This window comes from Rhizobium sp. A22-96 (genome assembly GCF_053521805.1).
Genome location: NZ_JBNWDQ010000001.1, coordinates 198170 through 220468, shown reverse-complemented (window position 1 = coordinate 220468; position 22299 = coordinate 198170). Strand labels below are relative to the sequence as shown.

Here is a 22299-nt window from a genome sequence, read left to right as displayed (position 1 = left end):
GCTCATCAGCGAGGCACAGGCTGCATCCGATTAATCGGAGTAGATGAACTTCGCGACTTTCTTGTCGCCGACATTCGACTTGTCGATAACAGTGAAGCCGGTGCCAATCGCGGTCGGTATCGAATTCCCGGTCAGATGCGCATAGGCCGCCATCACGCCAAAATAGCCGATTTCCGCCGGATGCTGTGCAATCGCCAGATCGACGAGGCCGGAGTTGATGTTGTCGACGATCGATGTCGGTGCATCGAAGGCGACCACACGGATCTTGCCCGTCTGGCCGGCCTGCTGCACGCCGTTGGCAGCGCCAAGGGCGGAGAACAGGTTGGCGCCGAACACACCATCGAGATCCGAGTTGCGGGCATAGACGGCCTGAAGCTGAGACGCGGCCTTGTTGGCATCGTCATCATTGTATTGCGTGTCCAGAACGGTGATGTTCGGATACTTCTTCATCTCTTCCTTGAAGCCCTGCTCGCGCTGGTCCGTTGTGGAGACGCCGGGCTTCACGTTGGAAACGTAGACCTTGCCCTTTTCACCAACAGCCTTTGCAAGCGCGCGCGCAGCGATCGCACCGCCGAGCAGATTATCGGAAGCAATGTAAGCCAGCGGGAAATCCGCATCGCCATTGCCGGTCTGGTAGACGCCGGTGCCGATGAACGTATCGACGGTGATGATCGGGATGCCCGCGTCGGCAGCCTTTTTCAGAGGCTGGATCAGCTGATCCTTGTCGGTCGGTGCGATGAGAATGAAATCCGGCTTCTTGGCAATCACCGCATCAAGCACCGGCACCTGCGTGACCGGGTTGAAGTCGGGGCCGCCCTGAAACACGAGCGTCGCGCCAACTGCCTTCGCGGCGGCTTCGGCACCCTTGCGCATGGTGATGTAGAAAGCATCGGTGGTCAGCCCCGGAATGAGGGCAATGGTAAACTTCTTGTCTGCTGCTTTAACGGTGCCGGCAACTGCCGCGACGCCAGCCGCGAGCGATGCCACGGCCGAAGCCTTTAGAAATGAGCGGCGCTCCATAATTTTTTCCTCCTCTTGAAGCCGAACCTCCCCTGTCCGGTAAAGCGATCATTAGTGGGATAGTTGCGCACGTCAAGTAATTTTTTTCCGCAATGAATTTCAATTATCCATTTGATATTATTTGATAACTCTCGATTGAGCACGACATCTTGAGCCGCCGGGAGACATTGTGTCACTCGGCGATGCAGGATTAGTCCGAGCTCATTGCGCTCGTCAGGGCAGTCGTTTTGTCACCGACGATCGAACACTTGCGAAACCCAGGTCAGTATGGCTTCCATGTCGGGCTCCTTCGTCTGGTCGACGGTCATCACCGCGCCGCACCCCATAGGCTCGGCCCGATCGGCAAGCGCTATCAGTTCCGGCACGTATTCGGCGCCGGGATGGCCCGGCAACCGATCCTTGAGACGGCCGGCATAACGTTCTCCGGCAACGCTCCCGGGCACCTTGCACCAGAGCTCGGCAATACTCCCGATCCTTGTGTCGTGAAGATAGGATTCGAGCTGTGCCTTCGGCTGAAAGCCGAACCAGGCATCGACGATAAAGGTCGAGCCGGGCGGGGCGTCGGCAATGATGGACCAGATGGCCTGATAGCTCGCCTTGCCCAGGGTTCGATTGAAATCGCGGTCGACGGGGCCAATATGCTGCAGGAACGGATTTTTGATGCCATCGAGCGAAAGGATCGGCCAGCCGGTGCGCTCCGATAGCGCCTTGGCAAGCCGGCTTTTTCCCGAGGCCGGCACGCCATTGACCAGCACGACATGTTTTCCGGCCGGCTCCGACGCATCGCCGAAGTTTGCAAGGCCGGCGCCGATCACTCCGGCATCGTCGGCGAGCTTGGCTGGCAATATGGCCGGGCAGAACCAAGGTGCGACCGCCGGAAGGTCGGCAAGCGCGCGCGCTGCGTCACAGCCGAGGCCGCCTCCGAGCAAGATGACTTCGGGGTCCATCGTCGCCGCGATATTGTCGAGAGCCGCTCGCAGGGGCACCGCCCATTGATGCAGCACGCGTCGAGCAGTGTCATTTCCACCTCCGGCCATTTCGAAAACATCGCCGATCGTCGCCGCCGCCAAACCGGCTTCGGCAATATGGCGGCGCAACGCAGTTCCGGAGCTGAAGGTTTCGACGCAGCCGCGCCTGCCGCAAGCGCATGGCGGCCCGTCCTGTGACACGCAGATATGGCCGAGCTGCCCGGCAGCCCTGTGGCCGTGATAGATGCTGCCGGCATGGGCGACGGCGCCGCCGATGCCTGTTCCGATCGTCAGCATGGCAACGTTCTTGTAGCCCTTGGCGCCGCCTATCCGCATCTCGGCGATCAGTGCCATGCTGCAGTCGTTCTCGATGACAACGCTCTTGCCGAGTGCCGCTTCAAGCCGATCCACAAAGTTGAGCCCGGCAAGATTGACGATGCCGCCGGACAGGATCTGACGGCTCGCAATATCGACCCGGCCGGGGATACCGACGCCGATGCCGCGAACATCCGATCGATCGAGCTGACGCGACATGGCGATCACGCGGTCGAGTACTTGTTCTGGATCGGTTGGTGTTCGCTCCGATAATTTCGTCAGGATCTCGCCAAGACCGGAGACGAGAGCGGCGCGAATATTCGTGCCGCCAATGTCCACGCCGATGGCGATATCAACCATTGGCGCGTTTTCCGGCTTGAGCGCTCTGCAAGCCCGCGCCCTTGAAATGCGTGGCGATGACTGCCTGGATCTCGCGAAGCCTGGGCACGGCGACCGTCTCCAGTCGATCTTTCGTTACGCTACGATCAAGCGAAATGCAGTCCTTCCAGAGTGAGCGCCCGGCAATGACCCCCGATGCGCCGTTGCGCATGGCGTCTTCGACTTGCGAGAGAAACGTTGCATGGTCGACGCCGGCGGACAGAACCGCCCAAGGCACATCGCCAGCCAGTCGCGTTACCTCCGCACAGGCCTCAGATGAACCTGGATAGGGAATTTTCAGAACCTTGGCGTTGCAATCCAGGCAAATCCTGCTGCCGCCGACGATCAGAGATGGAATCTTTGCCTTGTATTCGGCCTCATCCTCATCGTCGAACTTATAGGTCAGGAACTCGACGACGAGCAGCAGGTCCTCGCGGGCGAAGTCTTCGATGCATGTCCGCATAAGCTCGATATTATGAGCATTCGCTTCTTCGCGATCGGAACGGAGATATACCATGATCTTGCCGCCGGTCGCGCCCAACTGACGCACGCGACGGGCGGAAATGCCCGGAACCAGCTTCGACAGACGATAGCCCTCGGGAGACGTATCCCAGCCGGAAGCATCGAGGCCGATCAGCAGCGCGGTATCACGCTGGAGAACGCGATCGTCGACGAGTGCCGGCACCGCGCAGATCGGGTCGACCAATACGCAGGATGCCTTGCTTGCCAGAAAACGGGCGATGTCGGCCTTGGTATCTCCCAACACCTTGTCGGAGATCGCCGCCTGTTCGGCCGGCTCCTTGGCCAGCAAACTGCGCATGCCGCCGCGCTGGTCGCAGGCAATCACCATCATGGCACCATCGTTGCCGCAAATCTGCTGGTAGCCGCGCATTTCCGCTGTCGTCAACTTCGTCATATGAACCTTCCTCCGGCCGCGCGAAGCGGCGATGATGCAGGCTTGCCTTCCCCACTCCCAGGAGAGGGCAAATCTCTGGTATTGAGGGTGCGCAGTCGCCGCCGCATGGACATTGCGAAACCGGCTGTTTTGAGCGATAACTCCTCAAGTGAGATAGATGTAACACATTGCAGAAAGGAATTTCAACCTGAATTCGTCTCAGTCGCAGGAGGCCGCGGCAAATCGTGCTTTGCTGCACACGGTCGCCAAGCTGCACTACCAGTCCGACATGTCGCAGGTCGACATTGCGAAGAAGCTGGGCCTCTCGACGGCCACGGTCTCGCGGTTGCTGCAGCGGGCCCGTTCCGTCGGGATCGTCAGAATCGAGGTGATCGATCATTTCCCGTCGGAGGATCTGAGCGCTGCGCTGATCGATGGGTTGAAACTGCGCGCGGCCGCGGTGATCGATACGCCGTCGTCCAATGTGTTGAGCGCGCTTGCCGCGCCGGTCGGCTCGCTTCTGCAGCAAGCTGGTCTGCATTCGGGCTCAGCGCTCGGCATCGGCTGGGGAAGGGCAGTGCGCGAGGTGACGCTGGCTGGCTTGCCGCAGCTGCCCGGCATCGTCACGGTTGCCCTCAATGGCGGCATGCCGCAGGCCGCGCTGCACTTTCAGATCAATGAATTCGTTCGCCAGGCAGCCGCGCAGATGAATGGAACACCGCATTTCCTGCACGCGCCCTATATCTCGTCGACTGAGCTTAGAGATGCGTTCCTTGCCGATCCGACAGTCCAGCAGGTGACCTCACTTTGGGACAGGCTGGACGCAGCGATTGTCGGCGTGGGCCTGACGCATGCCGCAAACCCATCCGAGGCGGCGCTCCCGGGCGAAAAGGCGCTGAGCCACGCGGCTGGCGATGTGCTTCGCCACTATGTCACCGAGGCCGGCGAAATCCTGCATTGGGATGGCGAGGAGGGGATGATCGCGGCTTCGCCGGACCAATTGCGGAGGGTGCCTCTCTGTATCGCCGTTGCGGCCACCCCCGGCAAGGCAGCCGGCATCATAGGAGCGGCGCGGTCAGGAATGATCAACGCACTGGTTACCGACGCCAATACCGCCCAGGCAATTCTTGACCGGCTGTCACCCAGCCAGAAAACCGAGGAACAACCGTGATGCTCTTCGACGGTCGCTCCTTCGGCGCCTTCCTGTTCGACATGGATGGAACGGTGCTGAATTCCATCGCTGTTGCCGAAAGGGTCTGGACGGCATGGGCGGAGCGACAGGGTATCGATGCCGCAAGCCTGCTTGCCACCGTTCACGGCAGAAAGGCGATTGAGACCATTACCCGTCTCGGCCTGTCGGGGATCGATCCGGCCGAAGAGGTAAGGCTTCTCACTCAGGCCGAGATCGACGATGTCGCTGGTGTCGAGGCTATTGCCGGCGCTGTCGACTTCCTGAAGCGATTGCCCAGGGATCGTTGGGCGATCGTCACATCTGCCCCACGGGAGCTGGCCAGAGTTCGCCTTGAGGCTGCCCGGCTTCCCTGGCCGCCGGTCCTCATTGCCGGTGAAGACGTGCAGAACGGTAAACCCGCGCCGGACTGCTTCGTGTTGGCTGCGAGCATATTGGGTCAACCCATTGAGGAATGTCTTGTTTTTGAAGACGCGCCTGCCGGTATCGAGGCAGGCGACGCATCGGGCGCTTCCGTGCTCGTCGTCAGCGCAACACATAGTGTCCCGCTATCGACGCCGCATCTGAGCATCGAAAACTATGACCATCTGGCGCTGGATGTCAGCCCAAACGGCGCTCTTCGCCTATCCAAAAAGATGGACTGAGACGTAGTGGACTTTACGCCCGCACCGCGGAATCGATGGCATTCGCATAGATGTCGAGCACGCGGGAAACGCTGGCGATAAGCAGGGCACGGGCCTCGGCTCTCACCGATCCGTCAGCAACCGCGGGCTCCAGATGGCCCAGATATTGGCTGATCAGCGGGCGAGGGATTTTATGTCCGTCCAGAGCAGACAGCAGCTTCTCGACGGCAGCTTGCGCGTCAGGCAACGCCCAATAATAGCGAATGCGGTCGCTGAAAGAATAATGCCGTTGGATGAACTGCTCGTGGGCATCACCGGGATAATATTTCTGCCAGTGCGCTGGTGAGGCGAGCATGATCCGTTCCATGATAGCTGAGAGGGCCTCTCCTGTTCCGCTCGGTGCAACCACACCGGCAATGGCGCCCAAGCCGTAGAGGCTTTCGCGGAGGGCGAAAGTCAGCCATGGGCCGACCTTCAGGATCGCAAAGCCATCGCTGACGAGATCGCGAAGCGCTTCGCCGCTCTGATAGTCCGTGGAATGCGCCTCAAACACGAATTGCGGCATGTCTTTCAAGGACGCAGCCAGCTTGGCGGCCGCTGGTCGCTGGTAACCGATAACGTCGGCATTGCCGAATTCGACGCCTGGCTGGACGACGACGCCGATTGCGCGATCGAATGCAGCCTCTAGGCCGAGGCGGGTAAAGGCCTGTCGATGCAGCTCCACGGTTGCGCGCGCGTCATCCGGCGTCGTGACATGCATATGATCGAGCGCTTCGACTGCACCGCCGGGAACGGGAACTTCAGTACCGATGATGTAGCTTGGAGCAAGCAGCTCTAAGTGGCGCATCCGGGCTTCTGATACGTCAGCCAATTGCGCCGCCCTGGCTGCAATAGTTACATCCAAGAGGGCCTGCGGGTCGTCCGAGCAGGCCATGCTGGTATCGAGATGCAGCTTGGCAAAGCCGGCAGCGGCGAAAGCATCGATCATCACCTTCGCCTTTGACATCGCCTCTTCGGCACGCAGGTGTTTCCAAGGGTTCGGACCGAGATGATCGCCGCCCAGAATGAGCCTATCTCGATGAAAGCCAACCTTCGTGGCAATCGCTTCGACGAAACGCCGGAAATCGGCCGGCGTCATTCCGGTGTAGCCGCCATCCTGATTAACCTGATTGCAGGTCGCCTCGATGAGCACATCGGCATCTCTGGCTTTGCCATGCCGCAATGCTGCCTCGATAACAAGCGGATGCGCCGAACACACGGAGGTGATGCCGGATGGCAATCCTTTGGCCCTTTTCTGCGGCATGGCGGCAAGGCGTTGCGCCGCACTCACGATGCCACCTCCTGGGGGACACCAGCAAGAAACGCCTGCACCTCGGCAAGTGTCGCGATCCCTTCCATCGGGCCCTTGCGGGTGACGGCAAGCGCGCCGCAGCCGCAGGCAATTCGAAGCGCGTTCTCGGGCCGCTCTCCACGAAGCCAAAGAGAAACAAATCCCGCGCCAAAACAATCACCTGCGCCGGTTGGATCGACCTCCACCACAGGAAAGCCACCGACCGTCGCCTGGCCATTCCTGTCGTAGTAGGCAGCACCTGCGGAGCCTTTCTTGACGATCACGGCGGACATGCCTCGCCCGAGCATTTCAGCTACGGCTGCAGCCTCATCGGTAGCCTCGGTGAAGATGAATAGCTCCTCGCCGCTCGGCAGGAAAATATCCGTCAGCGTCAGGACCTTGGTCAGCGCCTCCCGCATGCCGGGCAGATCGATCATCTCCTTACGGATGTTGGGATCGAAGGAGACCGTACCTCCCTTACGCTTGACCTTCTCGATAGCCGCAAGGATGACGGATGTGGCCCTCTCGGAAAACAGCGAGGAACCCATGACGTGAAAATGATCGGCGCCATCCAGAAGTGTGGCGGCCCGTTGATCCATCTCGATCGACCCGGCCGCGCTGTTCTTTATATTGAAGACGAAATGGCGGCTTCCGTCGGCACGATATGAAACGAAGGCGGAGCCTGTCGCCTGCTCCTTGTGCACGGCAATGGCCGAGACATCCGCGCCCCAATCCCGCAATCGATTAATATTGAGATGGCCGAAATCGTCATCGCCCACAGCACTGATGAGGCCAGCCGGCTGCCCAAGGCGGGCGGCCTGCGCGATGAAAATCGCCGGCGCTCCGGACGGGAAGGGGCCGTGCAGCAGTCCGGGTTCCGCAAGGCTCTGATCGACGCGATCCGCCATGATTTCGACGACGATCTCTCCGGCGCTGACGAGCTTCTTCATGGCGGTTGAGCTTACTCCTCGAATTGAACCTGGCAGCTTCCCGCTCGATAGGCGAGCTCGCTGCAACCAGCTTCGTTCTATGGATTGCTCTTTTTCACGTCAACTAATAAGTTATCGCACGTAATATTTTAAGCGTCATAAAACTCGGAAAATTTTTACGGGAATTTTGTCATCGCTTGCACTTCTTCTCACGAATTCGCATAAGGCAGATGGCAGATAATTGCGCAGCGAGAATGGTCGGTTTCGATGGAAAAAATGACGCACAAAACAATGGAGGATTTTGCCAGGTCCTGCGGCGTTTCCCGACCGACGCTTTCGAAATATTTCGATGATCCCACAAGCGTAAAGCCGGCGACTCGCTCATTGATCGAGGCAGCCCTGCGCTCCTCGGATTATCAGCCGAACATTTATGCCCGGAATCTCAATCGCAAGCGCACCCGTAATATCGGCATCCTCGTTCCGACCCTGACGGATCCATTCTACGCGGAAATTGTCAATCGCCTGGAGCTTCGGCTGCGCAACGAGGGCTACTGGCCAATCGTGTTTTCTTCGCATGGCTTGCCCGAACTCGAGGCGGACGCGATCAATACCATTCTCTCCCTGAAGGTCGCCGGCGCCCTTGTCGCACCATTGGGACAGATATCCGATCCAAAGGCGTTCGGGCGGCTGGCTCAGAATGTGCCGGTCGTGTGCTTCGACACTTATATCGAGGGGAATACGCCTTTCATCGGCAACGATAACAGCCAGAGCGTCGCGACGATGGTCGAATATCTCTGCCGGTCCGGCGAGGCACCCGCCTATCTCGATGGACCGCACGTCAATCACAACTCGCCGGAAAGACTGGCGAGCTATGTCGCCACCATGGAAGCTTCGGGTCACGAACCTTTGGTGATCAAGACAATATCGCCCTATACGTGGGAATTCGAGCGTGTCGGCTACGAGCAGATGGACGATATGCTGAAGACGAATACTCTGCCGCGCCGGACGATCCTTTGCGCCAACGATCGCCTCGCCTTCGGTGTCATGGCGGCAGCTTTTGCGCATGGGCTTAAGGTCGGTCGCAAGAGTGGCGATGATCTGCGGATCGCTGCACATGACGACCATCCGCTCAGCCGCTACGCTTGCCCGCCCTTGACAACGATGGCCCAGGATTTCGCCGCCATGACGGCCAAGAGCGTCGAGGCGCTGATGTCACTATTAGGTGACGTCGATACATCGGGCAGAACGATCGCCTCCATCATTCGCCCGCATGGCACGCTGGTCATGCGGCAATCGGCCTGACACCTTTCCAGCCGAACGTCAGGAAAGATCATGGCTCTTCGGTGGCTTTGGAAATGGTAACGCCGGAGCCTGCGGAAGGAGGGCCCGCAGGCTCCGGCATTTCCCGCCATCAACAACCAGTTAAGGCCGGCGGCGGGGGGAGAACCAAATAAGGCATATGGAGCGCGATGCGCCTTTGACAAGAGACGGCTCAGGGCATTGCCTGTGGGGTGATTTTGATGAAAAACCCTCACATCTGCAGCGCAGCTTGTGTGAATACATCCGCCTTGCAATGAAATAGCCCGGTGCACACAAGTCGTCGGCATATCCGCTAGCAAAAGCACGGAATTCATGGTGAGACCTTCGCAGCGGTACGGGAGGCACCATGCAAAATATGCTCATCTTTCAATCGCTCTGGGCCATGGAGCGGCGCAGCGCGAGATATCCGGAGCTCACGCTCGAGGAGAATGTCAAAAAAGTCGCAGCGGCCGGCTTCGATGGCGTCAGCACGCATTGGCATGATCGCGACGCTGTTCGACGGGTCGCAGCCTTGCTCAAACATCATGGCCTGCAAGCGGAAGGGCAGTGTTTTCCCAAGACCGTCGACGATCTCAAGCCCGTGCTGGAAATCGCCGCTGAATACAATGTCCGCCACATCTGCCTTCAGCCTGATGTGAGGCTGCGCCGCCTGGAGGACTGCATTCCCTTGCTCGAAGGCTGGCAAGCCCTGGCGGAGGAGGCAGGCATCGATGTGTTGATCGAGACGCATCGGGACCGCATGACAACCGATCTATTCTTCACGCTCGACCTGCTCGATCGCCTGCCGGATCTGAGATTGCTCGGCGACATCTCGCATTTTCTCGTCGGGCGTGAATTCGCCTGGCCGGTATCCGACGAAAATCATGCGCTCATGCACCGGATACTCGATAGTTCCTGGGCGTTCCATGGGCGGGTCGCCTCACGCGAGCAGGTCCAGATCGAAATCTCCTTCCCGCATCATCGCCCCTGGCTCGATCTCTTCCTGGAGTGGTGGGATTATGGCTTCAAGAGCTGGCGAAAGCGCGCCGGCGCAGATGCCACTCTCGCTTTCACTTGCGAGCTGGGGCCGAAGCCCTATGCGATCACCGGGAGGGATGGCGAAGATTCCACGGATCGCTGGGAAGAGTCCCTGCTGCTACGGCAGGAGATACGCGACCTTTGGGACAGAGCTGCCGGCTGACAATACAGCGACCCTTGGCAACGGACGACCCGCAGAAAATTTATTGGCCTCCCAAACGACGGATAAGCTCAAGCCAACCGTTCAAGTAGACCGTCGAGCATTGGAAACGCCCGATGGCACGAACAGGAAGAGCCTTTCAGGCAAGAGGATATGCCAATGACCAGTAAGCTTCTGAGTGTGGCTGCAGCCGCCGTATTGACCGTGTGTTCGACAACCGCTGTCTTCGCGCAAGCAGCAACACCTTCGACGACGACGCCGGCAGCTGCCACCACTCCATCGGCCTCCACGCCATCTGCCACCATGATGCCATCGAAAGCCGATATCAAGACAGCACGGCAAGCCTGCCAGCAGGACGCGACGGGGCAGGCGCTGAAAGGCCAGGCACGCAAAGACTCTGTAAAAAGCTGCCTACAGCAGAAATATCCGGTCCTGGCAAAACGTCAGACCTGCCATGATCAGGGAACAGCGAAGGGCCTCGAGAAGAAGGCGCTTCATGCCTTCGTCAAACAGTGCATCGCGGCGGGTTGACCCGGTGAAACAAGCCGCCTGAACGGACTATCGTCCTTCAGGCAACATAGCCCGCCTCCATTGAGCGCGGGCTATGCTGACTCGGTGTGAATGACATCACCACCCACAAGCCGCAGCTCCACCCTTTTTCCCAGGCGCAATCGTCCTTATCTCCTTGCCAAGGCAATATGTTCCGGGACGTGACGTGTTTTTCCATCCAGATCGACTTTCATTCGGCATGGTCCTGCCGGCGCAAACAAGAACCCATGCCGACGTGGATTTTGATGCTCAGTTGAGCATCGCCAGACATGCCGACGAGCTGGGTTTCGATGCCTTGTGGGTGAGGGACGTTCCCCTCAACAGCGAGAGCTATCCCGACCCGATCGGCCATGCCGATCCGTGGGTTTTCCTCGGGGCGCTGGCCGCATCCACGTCCAATATCGCCCTGGCGACAGGCGCGATCGTTCTTCCCCTGAGGCATCCTCTCCATATAGCCAAGGCGGCGCTTTCGGTAACGGCGCTGTCGAAAGGGCGGTTCGTGCTGGGTCTAGGTTCCGGCGACAGGCCGACGGAATATGAGGTCTTCGGACGAGATGTCAAGAACCGGAAGGCGCTCTTTCAATCGGAGTGGGAACGTCTTGCCGCCGCACTTTCCCCGGATCAGAAGATCATCGACGAAAGCGGTCATGCGCGAAGCGAGTTCGCCATAAGGCCGGCACTGCAACAGCCCAGCATTCCGATGATAGCTGTCGGCTCTTCATCGCAATCGCTCGAGTGGATCGCCCGGCATGCGTCGGCCTGGATGACCTATTACCGCCCACTCTCCGTTCAAAAGGACCGTCTGGCGCTTTGGCACAATGCGCAAACGAAAGTGACCACGGAGTTCCGGGGCTTCGGCCAATCCATGGTTTTGGATTTGCTCGACAATCCAGACGCGCCCTATGAGGAAATAAATCTCGGCGGAAGGACGGGCAGGCGAGGCCTGATCGGCGCGCTATCGGCAATGCGCGAAGCTGGCATCCATCACGTCGCCTTCAACCTTACGTCGGCGGGCAGGCCAACCCGCGACGTGATGGAGGAGATTGCTCACGACGTAATACCGGCGGTCGAATAAGGCGGGACCTGAGGAGACATCGGCGGAAATCACGGGGAGAAGCTGGCTTTTACTGTTCTTGCAACCTATCTTTGTGCTCAACACAAAAAGGGCCGGCTTTGCTTCTCGAAATTTCAATCGTCATCGTTCTCACCATTCTCAACGGCGTTCTTGCCATGTCGGAACTGGCGATCGTGTCGTCACGACCCGCACGCCTGAAGGTTCTCTCCGATCAGGGAAGCAGAGGGGCCGCAATGGCAATCCGGCTTGCCGAAGAACCGGGCCGCTTTCTCTCGACCGTACAGATCGGCATCACGCTCGTCGGCGTTCTCTCGGGCGCCTTTTCCGGAGCGACGCTTGGCGCAAGATTATCGGGCTGGCTCGCCACCAAGGGCTTGTCCATTGCGGCCGCTGACGCCATCGGCGTCGGCTCGGTCGTCGTCGCCATCACCTATCTCTCGTTGATCATCGGCGAGCTGGTGCCGAAACAGGTCGCTCTGCGCGCACCGGAAGCCGTGGCGAGCAAGGTTGCTCCGGCCATGGTGTTTCTCTCTCGCGTAGCGGCACCGCTCGTCTGGCTTCTGGATTTCTCGGGACGATTTGTGCTCCGGGCACTCGGTCAATCCGGGAAAACGGCCGACGGCGTCAGCGACGAGGAGATCAAGACGATCCTGGCGGAGGCTCAGAGTGCGGGCGTTATTGCAAACGAAGAGTCCGCCATGATTTCAGGCGTCATGCGTCTGGCGGATCGAAATGCCAGAGCGCTGATGACCCCGCGCCGCGATGTGGAAGTCATCGATATAGAAGACAGTTTCGAAGAAGTCCGCGACCAGTTACGCCGCAGTGAAAAAGCACGTTTGCCGCTGCGCAAGGACAGTTCTGACGAGATTGTCGGCGTGCTGGTGACCAGGGATTTCTTCGATGCACTAGCGTCGGGCCGCGAAGTCGATATCCTGGCGCTGGCGAAACAGGTGCCGATCGTTTCCGATCTGTCGAGCGCGCTGGATGTCGTCAAGGCATTGCGCAAATCTCTATCGCACATGGTTCTCGTCTATGATGAATATGGCCACTTCGAAGGCGTCATAACATCAGGCGACATTCTGGATGCGATCCTGGGAGCCGTTCAGGACGAACCCGATTCCGCTGGCGAACAGGCGATCGTTCGGCGACACGATGGCAGCTATCTCGTCTCCGGCTGGATGCCCATCGACGAATTCTCCGATTTCATGAGCTTCCCCGTCGAGGACGATCGCGACTATCAGACCGTCGCAGGCTTCGTCCTCCAGGAATTGCGTCACCTTCCGGAAGTGGGCGAGTGTTTTTCGAAAAACGGCTGGCAGTTCGAGGTCGTGGATCTCGACGGGCGCAGGATCGACAAGTTGCTGGTAACCGCGGATGACACAAGCAGCATTCGAGGACGGAATCCGGACTGATAAAGGGGCAAGACCTCTGGTCTTGCCCCAGGTTTTCGCTCTCTGCGCCCTTCAAGCAGGTTAACTTGGCCAAGTCGGCCTAGTGAGCGCCGGCTCCACCACCGGGCGCGGGCTTGCGCGCGAAGAGGACGGCGACCGCCGCTGTTGCCAGCAGAATGCCGATCACGGCAAAAGTATCGCTAAAGCCCATGATCAGCGCCTGCCGCTTGATGATGTTGCCGAGAGCAACCGTTGCTTTCTGGGTGGCAAGGGCGTGATCCGAGACGCCATGCGACACGAAGTAATTGGTCACCTGCGTCAGCCGCTCACGCACCTCGTCACGGGATAGGGTCACCGACTGTCCAATGATATTGGAATGGAACTGCTCGCGTTTGGTGAGCACCGTGCCGAGCGTTGCCGTCCCGACAGCGCCTCCGAGATTTCGCAGCATGTTGGTGAGACCCGATGCGGCGGCGGCATCGGCGGCAGCGATACCGGCGGTCGTGATGGCGGTGATCGGCGTGATGACCATGGCCTGGCCGATGGCGCGCACGATGTTCGGGATCCAGAACTGGTCGCCGGCGGTATCGGCCGAAAGCGTCACGTTCATGAAGCAGCTGATCGCGAAGATGGCGATGCCGAGAAACCCGATATAGCGGACGTCGAAGCGCTTCATCATCATCGGCACCAGCGGGATGAGGATGAGCTGCGGCAGACCCGTCCACGCAAGCACGTTGCCGATCTGCTCGGCATTGTAGCGCTGCACCTGACCGAGATATTGCGGCAAGATATAGACCGAGCCGAACAGGGCGAAGCCAACCAGGACGTTGACGAGAACACCGATGCCGAAATTGCGCTGCGTCAGCAGCCGCAGCTTCACCAGCGGGTTCTTGACCGTCAGCTCTATCCAGATGAAGGCGCTGAGCGAGATGACGGCAATGGCACTGAGCTTCAGGATGAACGGCGACGAGAACCAGTCGTCCTTGTTGCCTTCTTCAAGCACGGTCTGCAGCGCCGAAAGTCCGATCGCCATCGTCGCAATCCCCGCCCAGTCACCTTCCTTGAGAAGACCAAGCCGCATCGGGCCTTTTTCGAGCGTCAGCGCAAGGGCGATCGCCATGATGGCGCTCGGCAGTGCGTTGATGAAGAAGATCGTCTGCCAGCCGTAATTTTCCGTAAGGTAACCACCGATAGTCGGGCCGATCGCCGGAGCGACCGTGACCGAAAGCGCGAAAAGGGCCAGCCCTGTCGGCTGCTGCGACTTCGGCAGCTTGGTGAGGATCATGGTGAAGGCCATCGGGATCAGCACGCCGCCGGCAAAGCCCTGCAATCCCCGCAATACGATCATCGTCCCGAGATCATGCGCGAAGGCGCAAGCGATCGAAAACAGCGGAAACAGAATCGAATTCACGAGAATATAGCGGCGAAACGAGAAGACGTTGCTGAAAAAAGCCGTCAACGGAATGACGACGATCTCGCCGATCAGATAGGAGGTCGAAATCCAGGCGCCGTTGTCGACGCCCGTGCCGATACCGCCTTCGATATCAAGAAGCGACGCATTGGTGATCTGAATGTTGAGGATCGCCATGAAGGCGCCGATCATGCCGGCAAGCACGGCGATCCATTCTCTGGTGCTGGCCTTGGCGCTCGGCTGCGGCACGGCGGTGGCTGCGATGGTGGACATGGCTCAATACTCCTCATCCCCCACCGGTCAGGCCCCAGGGCCCTGATCGACCGTCTTGATGTCGATGCTCGGCTGTACCGACATGCCGGGGCGCAGATCGCCCGACGTGGCGCTGTCGCGATCGAGAACGATCTTGACGGGGATGCGCTGCACGACCTTGGTGAAATTGCCCGTGGCGTTATCCGGCGGCAGCAGAGCGAATTCCTGACCGCTGGCGGGCGCGAGACTATCGACGTGGCCGTGATAGACCCGGCCGGGGAACATGTCGACCTCGATGTCGACAGGCTGACCGGCATGCACGTCGGTCAACTGGGTCTCCTTGTAATTGGCGATGATATAGGCAGCCGACGTCGGCACGACAGACATCAACTGCGTGCCCGCCTGCACATACTGGCCGACGCGCAGCGTGCGGTTGCCGACGACGCCGTCGAGCGGCGCTGTAATCGCCGTATAGGAGAGGTTGAGTTCCGCCTGGCTCTGGACGGCCTGGTCATGGGCAAGTGTTGCCTTGGCCTGCGCCAATTGAGCCTTCAGCAGGTCAACCTGCTTGGTGGTGGCGGCGAGCGATGCCGTATCGCGGTCGATTGCAGCGCGAGCAGCAGCGATCTGCGAGGCGGCCTGCTGTGCCGTTTGCACGGCGGCATAGCCGTTGACCGAGAGGCTGGCATAACGCTTGTCGTTCTGCTCGGCAAAGGTCTCGTTGGCCTTGTCGACATCGACTGTCGCCTGGGCGGCCAGGATCAGTGATTGCTGCATCTCAAGAGAGGCCTGCTTGGCTTCGACATCGGCCTGCGCGGCGGCAACATCGGCCTTAGCCTGGTCCAGCGCCGTCTTGAAGTCGCGATCATCGATGCGGGCGAGCACCTGGCCAGCCTTCACCGTTTGATTATCGTTGACGAGCACATTGGTGATGTAGCCGGAAATCTTCGGCGCGATGGCGCTGTTGTCGGCTTGCACATAGGCATCATCCGTGGAGACCTGAAAGCGGCCGACCGTCCAGTAGTTATGGCCGTAATAGGCGGCGGCAGCAATGACCACGAGCGCGGTGGCTCCGAGCAGGAACGACTTGCCGCGCTTCGGTGCAGGCTTTTCCTCGGCCGCAACGGCTGCCGGTTCCACCGCTATTCCCGGCTTGCCGGCATCCATGGTCGGGGCCGGCGCTTCAGCTGATGGCGCCTGCTTGTTGGCGTTCAATACATGAACCTTGTTTTCCACTGTTGCTTCTCCTGATGAGCCGATCGCTTTGGGATGCGAAAAAATTCGGCCTGCTATTTAGGAAACTTGATGTTTTCCAAAATATGCACTATAAAATGGAAGTCAACAGAAATTTGGAAAATTGAAATGGTCGAAATTCAATTAATTGAGAAGAGATCGAGGGGCCGTCCCCAAATCCGCTGCGATGACGATACGAAAGGCCTGATCATCGAGGCTGCGGATGTCCAGTTCCGCGAAAATGGCTATGCGGCCACGAGCATCAATGTGATCGCACAAGCAGCCGGAGTGTCGACGAAGACGCTTTACCGGCTGTTCCCGGCCAAGGAGGATCTGCTATCCAGCATCATCTCCGATCGAATCAATCGGTTTTTTCTGGCTCTCGACCAATCGACGCTCGCCACCATGGACCTGCGGGAAGGGCTGGAGCGGTTGCTGACGGCCTACGGCATGCTGACGATGTCGCCTGACACGATCGACATGATGCGTCTGATCATCGCCGAATCCGACCGCTTTCCCGAGATCGCCACGGACTTTTATCAGACCGCTATCATCGGCTCCAATGCCGTCATGGAGAAATGGCTGACGAAGCAGGCCGAGCGTGGGCTGATCAGGCTGGAGGACCCGCACATGGCCTCCGGCATGCTGCGCGGTATGATGATCATGGAGCCTCAACGCGCCGCCATCCTGCGCCAGGAGAAGCCGCCGGGCATCGAGGAGATCACCCAGCGTGCCCGGATTTGCGCCGATATCTTCCTGAGGGGCTGTCAGGTCTGACTGATTGCGCGTCTGGCGAAGCCGTGCGTCTCACCGTTCAACGCCAGGCGCAAATCTTTGCCTTGTCGTTGACCCAGCATCCACCATTTCTATGAAGCTTGCCCAGATCTTCGTGTGCACGCGTACCGCCCGCCGTTCCATTCCAAAAACCGGTCGCCTCGTTGGGGGCACTGGTCGCCGAATAGGCGAAATACTTCCCGCCGGGGTCATCGGTCCCAATGGAAAACGAGCCATTGGGGTCTGGGACATAGGTACAACGGCCCTGAAGGTAAATCTGGCCTTCCACCTCCAGGAAGCAGATAACCTGCGCTGCATGCGCTGTGCTTGAAATCGCTAGAAATGCAATCGCGACTATCGCCCTGGCTATCAAGATCCACCCCCACTATCGCGTAACCCGCTGACGCCAGTGATTGAAGATTTGTCTTTCTGCAGCGGCTCGCCCGATCATACGATCCCTTGCGCGAAAGTCGAACGCGGAAAACGTGATCGACCGAGGGGAGGCGGCATGTTTCCTGGAGATCTAGAGCATTTCCAGGAAAAGTGCACAGCGGTTTTCCGTCCGGAAATGCGTAAAAACAAGAGGATAGAGCATTTTCGCGATTCGAAGAAAAGCGAAAATGCTCTATTGCTACCATGCGCCAGCCAGGGAATTGCCGATGAGCGGCACAAGATTGGTTCTGCCGCCGCGATCCTGAGCGGTGATCGACGCCTGCATTTTCTTGGGAGACTTCCGAAACCAGTTCGTTGCGACAATCGCGAGATCTCCGATCATCGGATGCTTGCGCCAGTCCGCGAAACGCCGGCTCGTTGCGTCGGGCTCGGAATGATAGAAGAAATCGCCGCTCTGAGCGAGATCGTTGATGGACGCGGCCATTGCGGAGAGCGGCCGCTGAAACATCTTAGACGGTATCAGCAAATCCGGCGCACTCTGCGAGAATGCCGGGGCCATGAAATCAATTGCCCAATCGTCCGCTTCAATCCAGCAGTGGAAATTTTCGCCGGCGCCGGAGACATGGCCATCTTCACGCTGGTCTGCGAAAAGGATGTGCTTTCCGCCAAGATTATAGGCCGCTAGACCGCCTTTCGGCTTTGCCTTGATCTTGAAATGATGTTCGAGAATGAAGGCTCCGAAGGTGCTGAAATACATCGAAGCCGTGGCGGGATTGGCGTTCTCGTTGATCAGCAGGCTATTGATGACCCGGTAGATCCGATGGTAGTCGCTTTGCGTGATCAACATGATCCTTCACCCCAAACCCATGACTTATGCCATCCCGTAAGTGATGGCGGCCGCGATGTAAACGACGCACCGCGGCATGGATGCATGCCATGTCGTCTCGAAGCCTGGTAGCAGTTGTTTTTTCGGATCAGGATGGCCGCCCCAAGTTTAACGGGCGGCCATAACCGTTTGAGGGTCACTTCTGGGCTGTAGCAGCAGCGTCCAGGATCATTTCGCTCGGCGCCATTTTGGCGTTGCGCTGCAGGAGGTAGTAGGCCACCGCAGTCACGATGAGGCCGACGGCCCATGAAATGTCGGCGTCGTTGAGCATGATTGCAATCGGCCCCTCATAGAGCGGCTGATTGAGAAGCGGTATCTGAACCACCACACCCAGAATGTAGCATCCCAGCGCAGTCCAATTATACGCACCGTAACGGCCGTTTGAATCGTAGAGAGCGGGAATATCCACCTTCTCCTTCGAGATGAGATAGTAGTCGACGAGATTGATCGCGCTCCACGGGACGAACACCGCCAGCAGCATCAGGACGAAGTTCTTGAATGCCGAGAGAAAATCCGAGCTTGCCAGCACGGCGATCAGCACCGACAAAACAACGAAACCGATGATATAGGCCGCCCTGGCGCCCTTGGAGATACGGGTCTGATTGCTGAACGAGGTGAAGGTCGTGAGGATCGCCATGAACCCGCCATAGGCGTTCAGGCAATTGATCGTGAGCTTTCCGCAGACAATGACGACGTAGACGAGAATTGCGCCTTCGCCCGCCAGCGTTCCAAGGAAACCGACCTGGTTTGACAGGAATTTCGCGCCGAGCGCAGCGACAAGCACGCCAAACGTCATGGCAAGTTGCGAGGCGAGCGCCGAGCCGAACAGCGTATAGAAGAACGCTTTGCCATCAGCCGTTGAGGACGGAAGATAGCGGGAATAATCGGCAACATAGGGCGCATAGGTAAGCTGCCATCCGGCAGACAGCGAAACGGCGAGCAGGAAGGTCGGGACCGTTGCCGGTTTTTGCCCGAAGGCCGAGTGAATGTCGTACTGATGAAACAGCTGGTAGGACAGGTATGCAAAACCGATGATGCTGATGACCGTGGCAATCCGTCCCATTATATGGATGACCTTGTAGCCGACGAGCGCGATTACGCAGGTGAGCACCCCGAAGACGATCATGCCGACGGCTGGATTGGATGAGCCAAGCAGGAGATTCAGGGCTTGGCCAGCAAGGACGGTGCCCGTTGCGGCAAAGCCCAGATACATAAGGATGACCAGAAGCAAGGGGAGGGTCGCGCCTTTGACGCCGAACTGCGCCCGGCTGCTGATCATCTGGGGCAGCCCCAGGCGAGGACCCTGCGCCGAGTGAAGCGCCATCACGATCCCGCCAAGGATATTGCCGATGGCCAGCCCGATGATTGCAGTCATCGCCTCCGCTCCGAAGACGACAGCCAATGCGCCATCGAGTACCGCCGTGATCTGCAGGTTTGCTCCGAACCAGAGCGTAAACTGGTCTCGTGGGGAACCATGCCGCTCGGCCTCCGGTATTCTGTCGATGGTTCTGCGTTCAGCGAGCCCATCGCTCGTTTTGACACCACTCATTATGCGCTCCTCCTGGGGGAATTCGAAACTCACAACCCGTTTTATATAAATGAAGAAGACATTTTGTATATACATTTTGGCTTGGCAGGCATCCTCGATCCCAGCCCTTTGTGTGCAAATTCTTCGAGAGCTTTCGTTCAGACAGCGCTAGCATGCGGACCATCGCGGCTGTCACCGCATTCTCTTGCCGTACGGTTGAGCTGCGTCGAGGTCAGCACGATTCTGGACAGCTCATGGGTGGGGAGCACTCCTTTACATGCTCCTAGTAGGGGGTACCTCAAGGTTTTCCCGCCAATGCACCTTTCCTCGGACATATCGAGAACACGGGCATCCCAAGATGCCTGGCAGGAGTCGGCTTCGGGAGGGGGCGGAATCGTACGCCAAGGTCGAATAGAAGCACGACCATCATAAGGATGGAACAAAACAAAATCCGCTAAGAGCCAACAGAAGGTAAGCTTGCGTCGCGCATGACCCCACCAGATGCGTCCAACTGAACGCAATCGATCATCGGACGGCCGTCAACGTGCTGGGGAATGAGCGCTTACTATAAAGCCAAAAGCACGCAGAATTCGGCATGCCAATTCGATGAGCACACAATATCCGTAACCAAACATCAGCCCGTAGACAATTATCGGTAGGGTAGAATCAAGTGATATAAGCAAATCCGGATTGGAACGACGATTCCAAAATTGCTGCAAGTACGAACCGACGAGTGCGAATAGAATAAAAATAAGCGGCGCTAACCACACAACCCTCTGAACTTGCTCAATAGAATGAATTCTCCAGAGATAAACAAACGAGATCGCAACAAAAAACAGATACTCGACGCCGGAGAGCATGAGGAAAATAAAAAGAATTGAAAAAAAGCGACTTTGGAAAAACACTAAAGAAAGAACAGGTAAAATAAGTGGGAGAACCAGTGCAATCCGATAGAAGGTCTTGAAAGACATATCATTCCTCTGATGCAGTGTTTTTGCGGCAATCACCTCGAATAATTTTGCCACTCGTCAGATGCCAGCATACCCAAAACGCTAGCCCCGATAGGGCGCCAATCAACCCATAGATTAGAAGACTATCGATCGCGTATGCGGCCGGATATGACACCGCTACGAGAGTTGTAGCTCCTGCCAAAGCCCCACCGATGAAACATGTCCACCATCTCACCAGATTGAGCCAAACAGCGAAAAGACAAAGCGGCAGTCCAAATAGAACTGTGAACATCACTGAAAATGGAGACGTGACCAACATTGTCACGACAATCGAGACTACATCTTGTTTGCCGGAAAGCGGGGAGGTTACGGAAAAAATTATCGGCGGCACGAATGATGAGACCAGCAACCCAAGTGCCGCACCTCTTAAATTGATAGGATTTCCATGACGCATGATTTTCAATCCTATTGAGAAGACTGGCCGTCCCACTTGGGGTCGGTTCCGGGAGAGGGTGGAATCGTACGTTAGCGCATATCGGCGGAGGCAAGCGAGCGCGCCAGACTATGCTGTGTCAAAATCAGTCCTGCTTCCCATATACCCGGATAAATTTGGCTCGTGTTTCATCATTGTCTTGCGCCAAGCTTCCTGCTCAGCGTTGATGATAGCCAACTCCCAAACGCAAGCGATTACTGGTCGCTTCATAGTATCCATCGGCTCGGCGGCGCCATATAGCTTACGATAGATATGCTGACAAAGCACGGATCCTTGTATCCACCAGTGCGCGAGAATGGAAACACCCATTTCACCCGGATGAATGATAACGAAACCCATGCCATTGTCGTCACCTTCATCACGAACGCGCGGCAAAACGTCTTCCTGTACGATGGTTTCCGCAAGCGCGATCAATGTATCGGCAATGTTTTTTCCGTCTGCGGCAAGACCATATATTTTCAGGTGGAGGCCTCCAACCTCCCAATGCCCCAGATTCGTGACACCGCGTGGCCGACGGATGTCATCACCGAGTGCTGGGATGATGTCGATCACACAGTTGCGTCGATCAACGCCGGCACCGTGGCACCATCGGCGATCCTCAAGAAGCTTGCCGCCTACTGTCGCCAGAATCGGCTCGATCTGGCGCTTCGGGAAGTCGGCCGGATCGAGCGCAGCCTGTTCCTCCTGGACTGGCTCGAGGATGCGGATCTGCGGCGCTGCTGTCGTGCCGGCGTCAACAAGGGAGAGGCCCGCCACTCCCTGGCTCAGGCAATCTACACCCAGCGTCAAGGCCGCATCACGCACCGTACCCTGCTCAACCAGAGCTTCCGCGCCTCGGGCCTCAATCTAGTGATCGCGGCGATCGTCTATTGGAACACGATCTATATGGACAGGGCTATGCAGCATCTGCGTGCGACAGGAATTCCAGTGCCCAACCAGGTGCCGTCCCATGTCGCACCACTCGGCTGGAATCACATCAGCCTGACCGGCGACTATCTTTGGCAGCAGGCGACGGAGATCCCGCTCGATTACTGGCCGCTCCGCCTCAAGGATGACATCTTTGCAGCCGCCGGCTGAGGGCGTTCACAGTCCGAGAAAAGGTGCATTAGCGGGAAAACCTTGAGGGGTCCCCCAGTACACGGCAGGTGCAAAGCAAGAACCGGCCACACGCGAGTGTCGCCGGCTCGAATAGCTTCAACGCGATTATCAGCCAAAAGGCA

At 58.2% G+C, this 22299-nt stretch carries 20 protein-coding genes; 9 read left to right on the top strand and 11 right to left on the bottom strand.

Annotated features, from left to right (window positions below; all coding sequences use genetic code 11):
- Window positions 1-30: 30 nt before the first annotated feature.
- The 3 genes from ACQZ6F_RS00960 to ACQZ6F_RS00950 all read right to left on the bottom strand — a co-directional run bounded on the left by ACQZ6F_RS00960 (window position 31) and on the right by ACQZ6F_RS00950 (window position 3597).
- Window positions 31-1020, bottom strand: a complete 990-nt coding sequence (locus ACQZ6F_RS00960; RefSeq protein ID WP_449095320.1) for an ABC transporter substrate-binding protein — start codon at window positions 1018-1020, stop codon at window positions 31-33.
- A 230-nt stretch (window positions 1021-1250) separates the two neighbouring features.
- The gene (locus ACQZ6F_RS00955) at window positions 1251-2663 is read right to left on the bottom strand and encodes an ROK family protein (protein ID WP_449095321.1); all 1413 of its coding nucleotides are present in this window, start codon (window positions 2661-2663) and stop codon (window positions 1251-1253) included.
- Window positions 2656-3597: a tagatose-bisphosphate aldolase gene (locus ACQZ6F_RS00950; RefSeq protein WP_449095322.1), complete on the bottom strand. Its 942-nt coding sequence runs from the start codon at window positions 3595-3597 to the stop codon at window positions 2656-2658. Before ACQZ6F_RS00950 ends, ACQZ6F_RS00955 begins: the two co-directional genes overlap by 8 nt.
- Window positions 3598-3826: 229 nt before the next feature.
- Between ACQZ6F_RS00950 and ACQZ6F_RS00945 the strand changes: the two genes are divergently transcribed.
- Both ACQZ6F_RS00945 and ACQZ6F_RS00940 read left to right on the top strand, forming a co-directional pair.
- The gene (locus tag ACQZ6F_RS00945; RefSeq protein ID WP_449095323.1) at window positions 3827-4747 is read left to right on the top strand and encodes a sugar-binding transcriptional regulator; all 921 of its coding nucleotides are present in this window, start codon (window positions 3827-3829) and stop codon (window positions 4745-4747) included.
- Window positions 4747-5409: an HAD-IA family hydrolase gene (locus tag ACQZ6F_RS00940; protein WP_449095324.1), complete on the top strand. Its 663-nt coding sequence runs from the start codon at window positions 4747-4749 to the stop codon at window positions 5407-5409. The genes ACQZ6F_RS00945 and ACQZ6F_RS00940 overlap by 1 nt, the downstream gene beginning before the upstream one ends.
- Window positions 5410-5422: 13 nt before the next feature.
- On the opposite strand, the gene ACQZ6F_RS00935 is transcribed toward ACQZ6F_RS00940, so the two are convergent.
- Both ACQZ6F_RS00935 and ACQZ6F_RS00930 read right to left on the bottom strand, forming a co-directional pair.
- Window positions 5423-6718 (bottom strand): D-tagatose-bisphosphate aldolase, class II, non-catalytic subunit, encoded by a 1296-nt coding sequence (locus tag ACQZ6F_RS00935; protein WP_449095325.1) that lies wholly within the window; start codon window positions 6716-6718, stop codon window positions 5423-5425.
- Window positions 6715-7668, bottom strand: a complete 954-nt coding sequence (locus ACQZ6F_RS00930; RefSeq protein ID WP_449095326.1) for a sugar kinase — start codon at window positions 7666-7668, stop codon at window positions 6715-6717. Before ACQZ6F_RS00930 ends, ACQZ6F_RS00935 begins: the two co-directional genes overlap by 4 nt.
- 246 nt (window positions 7669-7914) lie before the next feature.
- On the opposite strand from ACQZ6F_RS00930, the gene ACQZ6F_RS00925 reads away from it, so the two are divergent.
- The 5 genes from ACQZ6F_RS00925 to ACQZ6F_RS00905 all read left to right on the top strand — a co-directional run bounded on the left by ACQZ6F_RS00925 (window position 7915) and on the right by ACQZ6F_RS00905 (window position 13180).
- On the top strand, window positions 7915-8949 hold the full coding sequence (locus ACQZ6F_RS00925) for a LacI family DNA-binding transcriptional regulator (protein ID WP_449095327.1): 1035 nt from the start codon (window positions 7915-7917) through the stop codon (window positions 8947-8949).
- A 364-nt stretch (window positions 8950-9313) separates the two neighbouring features.
- Entirely contained in the window at window positions 9314-10147 is an 834-nt protein-coding gene (locus ACQZ6F_RS00920; RefSeq protein WP_449095328.1) for a sugar phosphate isomerase/epimerase family protein, read from the top strand.
- A 156-nt stretch (window positions 10148-10303) separates the two neighbouring features.
- On the top strand, window positions 10304-10675 hold the full coding sequence (locus ACQZ6F_RS00915) for a PsiF family protein (RefSeq protein ID WP_449095329.1): 372 nt from the start codon (window positions 10304-10306) through the stop codon (window positions 10673-10675).
- 184 nt (window positions 10676-10859) lie between these two features.
- Window positions 10860-11768, top strand: coding sequence for a TIGR03571 family LLM class oxidoreductase (locus tag ACQZ6F_RS00910; protein WP_449095330.1), 909 nt, complete (start codon window positions 10860-10862; stop codon window positions 11766-11768).
- A gap of 98 nt (window positions 11769-11866) precedes the next feature.
- Window positions 11867-13180: a hemolysin family protein gene (locus ACQZ6F_RS00905; protein WP_449095331.1), complete on the top strand. Its 1314-nt coding sequence runs from the start codon at window positions 11867-11869 to the stop codon at window positions 13178-13180.
- 79 nt (window positions 13181-13259) lie between these two features.
- On the opposite strand, the gene ACQZ6F_RS00900 is transcribed toward ACQZ6F_RS00905, so the two are convergent.
- Together ACQZ6F_RS00900 and ACQZ6F_RS00895 are read right to left on the bottom strand one after the other, a co-directional pair.
- Window positions 13260-14843, bottom strand: coding sequence for a DHA2 family efflux MFS transporter permease subunit (locus ACQZ6F_RS00900; protein WP_077467119.1), 1584 nt, complete (start codon window positions 14841-14843; stop codon window positions 13260-13262).
- A 27-nt stretch (window positions 14844-14870) separates the two neighbouring features.
- On the bottom strand, window positions 14871-16058 hold the full coding sequence (locus ACQZ6F_RS00895) for an HlyD family secretion protein (RefSeq protein WP_449095332.1): 1188 nt from the start codon (window positions 16056-16058) through the stop codon (window positions 14871-14873).
- A gap of 126 nt (window positions 16059-16184) precedes the next feature.
- On the opposite strand from ACQZ6F_RS00895, the gene ACQZ6F_RS00890 reads away from it, so the two are divergent.
- Window positions 16185-16832, top strand: coding sequence for a TetR/AcrR family transcriptional regulator (locus ACQZ6F_RS00890; protein WP_449095333.1), 648 nt, complete (start codon window positions 16185-16187; stop codon window positions 16830-16832).
- A 628-nt stretch (window positions 16833-17460) separates the two neighbouring features.
- Here ACQZ6F_RS00890 and ACQZ6F_RS00885 read toward each other — a convergent pair.
- From ACQZ6F_RS00885 to ACQZ6F_RS00870, 4 genes are all read right to left on the bottom strand, one after another.
- Window positions 17461-18069: a DUF2026 family protein gene (locus ACQZ6F_RS00885; protein WP_449095334.1), complete on the bottom strand. Its 609-nt coding sequence runs from the start codon at window positions 18067-18069 to the stop codon at window positions 17461-17463.
- Between the two features lie 175 nt (window positions 18070-18244).
- Window positions 18245-19657: a purine-cytosine permease family protein gene (locus ACQZ6F_RS00880; RefSeq protein WP_449095335.1), complete on the bottom strand. Its 1413-nt coding sequence runs from the start codon at window positions 19655-19657 to the stop codon at window positions 18245-18247.
- A 518-nt stretch (window positions 19658-20175) separates the two neighbouring features.
- A complete protein-coding gene (locus ACQZ6F_RS00875; RefSeq protein WP_077467124.1) occupies window positions 20176-20607 on the bottom strand; it encodes a hypothetical protein in 432 nt (143 codons plus the stop codon).
- 541 nt (window positions 20608-21148) lie between these two features.
- The gene (locus ACQZ6F_RS00870; protein WP_449095336.1) at window positions 21149-21454 is read right to left on the bottom strand and encodes a hypothetical protein; all 306 of its coding nucleotides are present in this window, start codon (window positions 21452-21454) and stop codon (window positions 21149-21151) included.
- Between the two features lie 108 nt (window positions 21455-21562).
- On the opposite strand from ACQZ6F_RS00870, the gene ACQZ6F_RS00865 reads away from it, so the two are divergent.
- Window positions 21563-22156 (top strand): Tn3 family transposase, encoded by a 594-nt coding sequence (locus tag ACQZ6F_RS00865; RefSeq protein ID WP_449095337.1) that lies wholly within the window; start codon window positions 21563-21565, stop codon window positions 22154-22156.
- The last annotated feature ends 143 nt before the right edge of the window (window positions 22157-22299 follow it).

What these genes read in the sequence shown, in the direction of transcription:
- ACQZ6F_RS00960 (WP_449095320.1), bottom strand. Translation starts at nt 1,020, where the DNA reads ATGGAGCGCCGCTCATTTCTAAAGGCTTCGGCCGTGGCATCGCTCGCG.
- ACQZ6F_RS00955 (WP_449095321.1), bottom strand. Translation starts at nt 2,663, where the DNA reads ATGGTTGATATCGCCATCGGCGTGGACATTGGCGGCACGAATATTCGC.
- ACQZ6F_RS00950 (WP_449095322.1), bottom strand. Translation starts at nt 3,597, where the DNA reads ATGACGAAGTTGACGACAGCGGAAATGCGCGGCTACCAGCAGATTTGC.
- ACQZ6F_RS00940 (WP_449095324.1), top strand. Translation starts at nt 4,747, where the DNA reads ATGCTCTTCGACGGTCGCTCCTTCGGCGCCTTCCTGTTCGACATGGAT.
- ACQZ6F_RS00930 (WP_449095326.1), bottom strand. Translation starts at nt 7,668, where the DNA reads ATGAAGAAGCTCGTCAGCGCCGGAGAGATCGTCGTCGAAATCATGGCG.
- ACQZ6F_RS00925 (WP_449095327.1), top strand. Translation starts at nt 7,915, where the DNA reads ATGGAAAAAATGACGCACAAAACAATGGAGGATTTTGCCAGGTCCTGC.
- ACQZ6F_RS00920 (WP_449095328.1), top strand. Translation starts at nt 9,314, where the DNA reads ATGCAAAATATGCTCATCTTTCAATCGCTCTGGGCCATGGAGCGGCGC.
- ACQZ6F_RS00915 (WP_449095329.1), top strand. Translation starts at nt 10,304, where the DNA reads ATGACCAGTAAGCTTCTGAGTGTGGCTGCAGCCGCCGTATTGACCGTG.
- ACQZ6F_RS00900 (WP_077467119.1), bottom strand. Translation starts at nt 14,843, where the DNA reads ATGTCCACCATCGCAGCCACCGCCGTGCCGCAGCCGAGCGCCAAGGCC.
- ACQZ6F_RS00890 (WP_449095333.1), top strand. Translation starts at nt 16,185, where the DNA reads ATGGTCGAAATTCAATTAATTGAGAAGAGATCGAGGGGCCGTCCCCAA.
- ACQZ6F_RS00885 (WP_449095334.1), bottom strand. Translation starts at nt 18,069, where the DNA reads ATGTTGATCACGCAAAGCGACTACCATCGGATCTACCGGGTCATCAAT.
- ACQZ6F_RS00880 (WP_449095335.1), bottom strand. Translation starts at nt 19,657, where the DNA reads ATGAGTGGTGTCAAAACGAGCGATGGGCTCGCTGAACGCAGAACCATC.
- ACQZ6F_RS00875 (WP_077467124.1), bottom strand. Translation starts at nt 20,607, where the DNA reads ATGTCTTTCAAGACCTTCTATCGGATTGCACTGGTTCTCCCACTTATT.
- ACQZ6F_RS00865 (WP_449095337.1), top strand. Translation starts at nt 21,563, where the DNA reads ATGCCCCAGATTCGTGACACCGCGTGGCCGACGGATGTCATCACCGAG.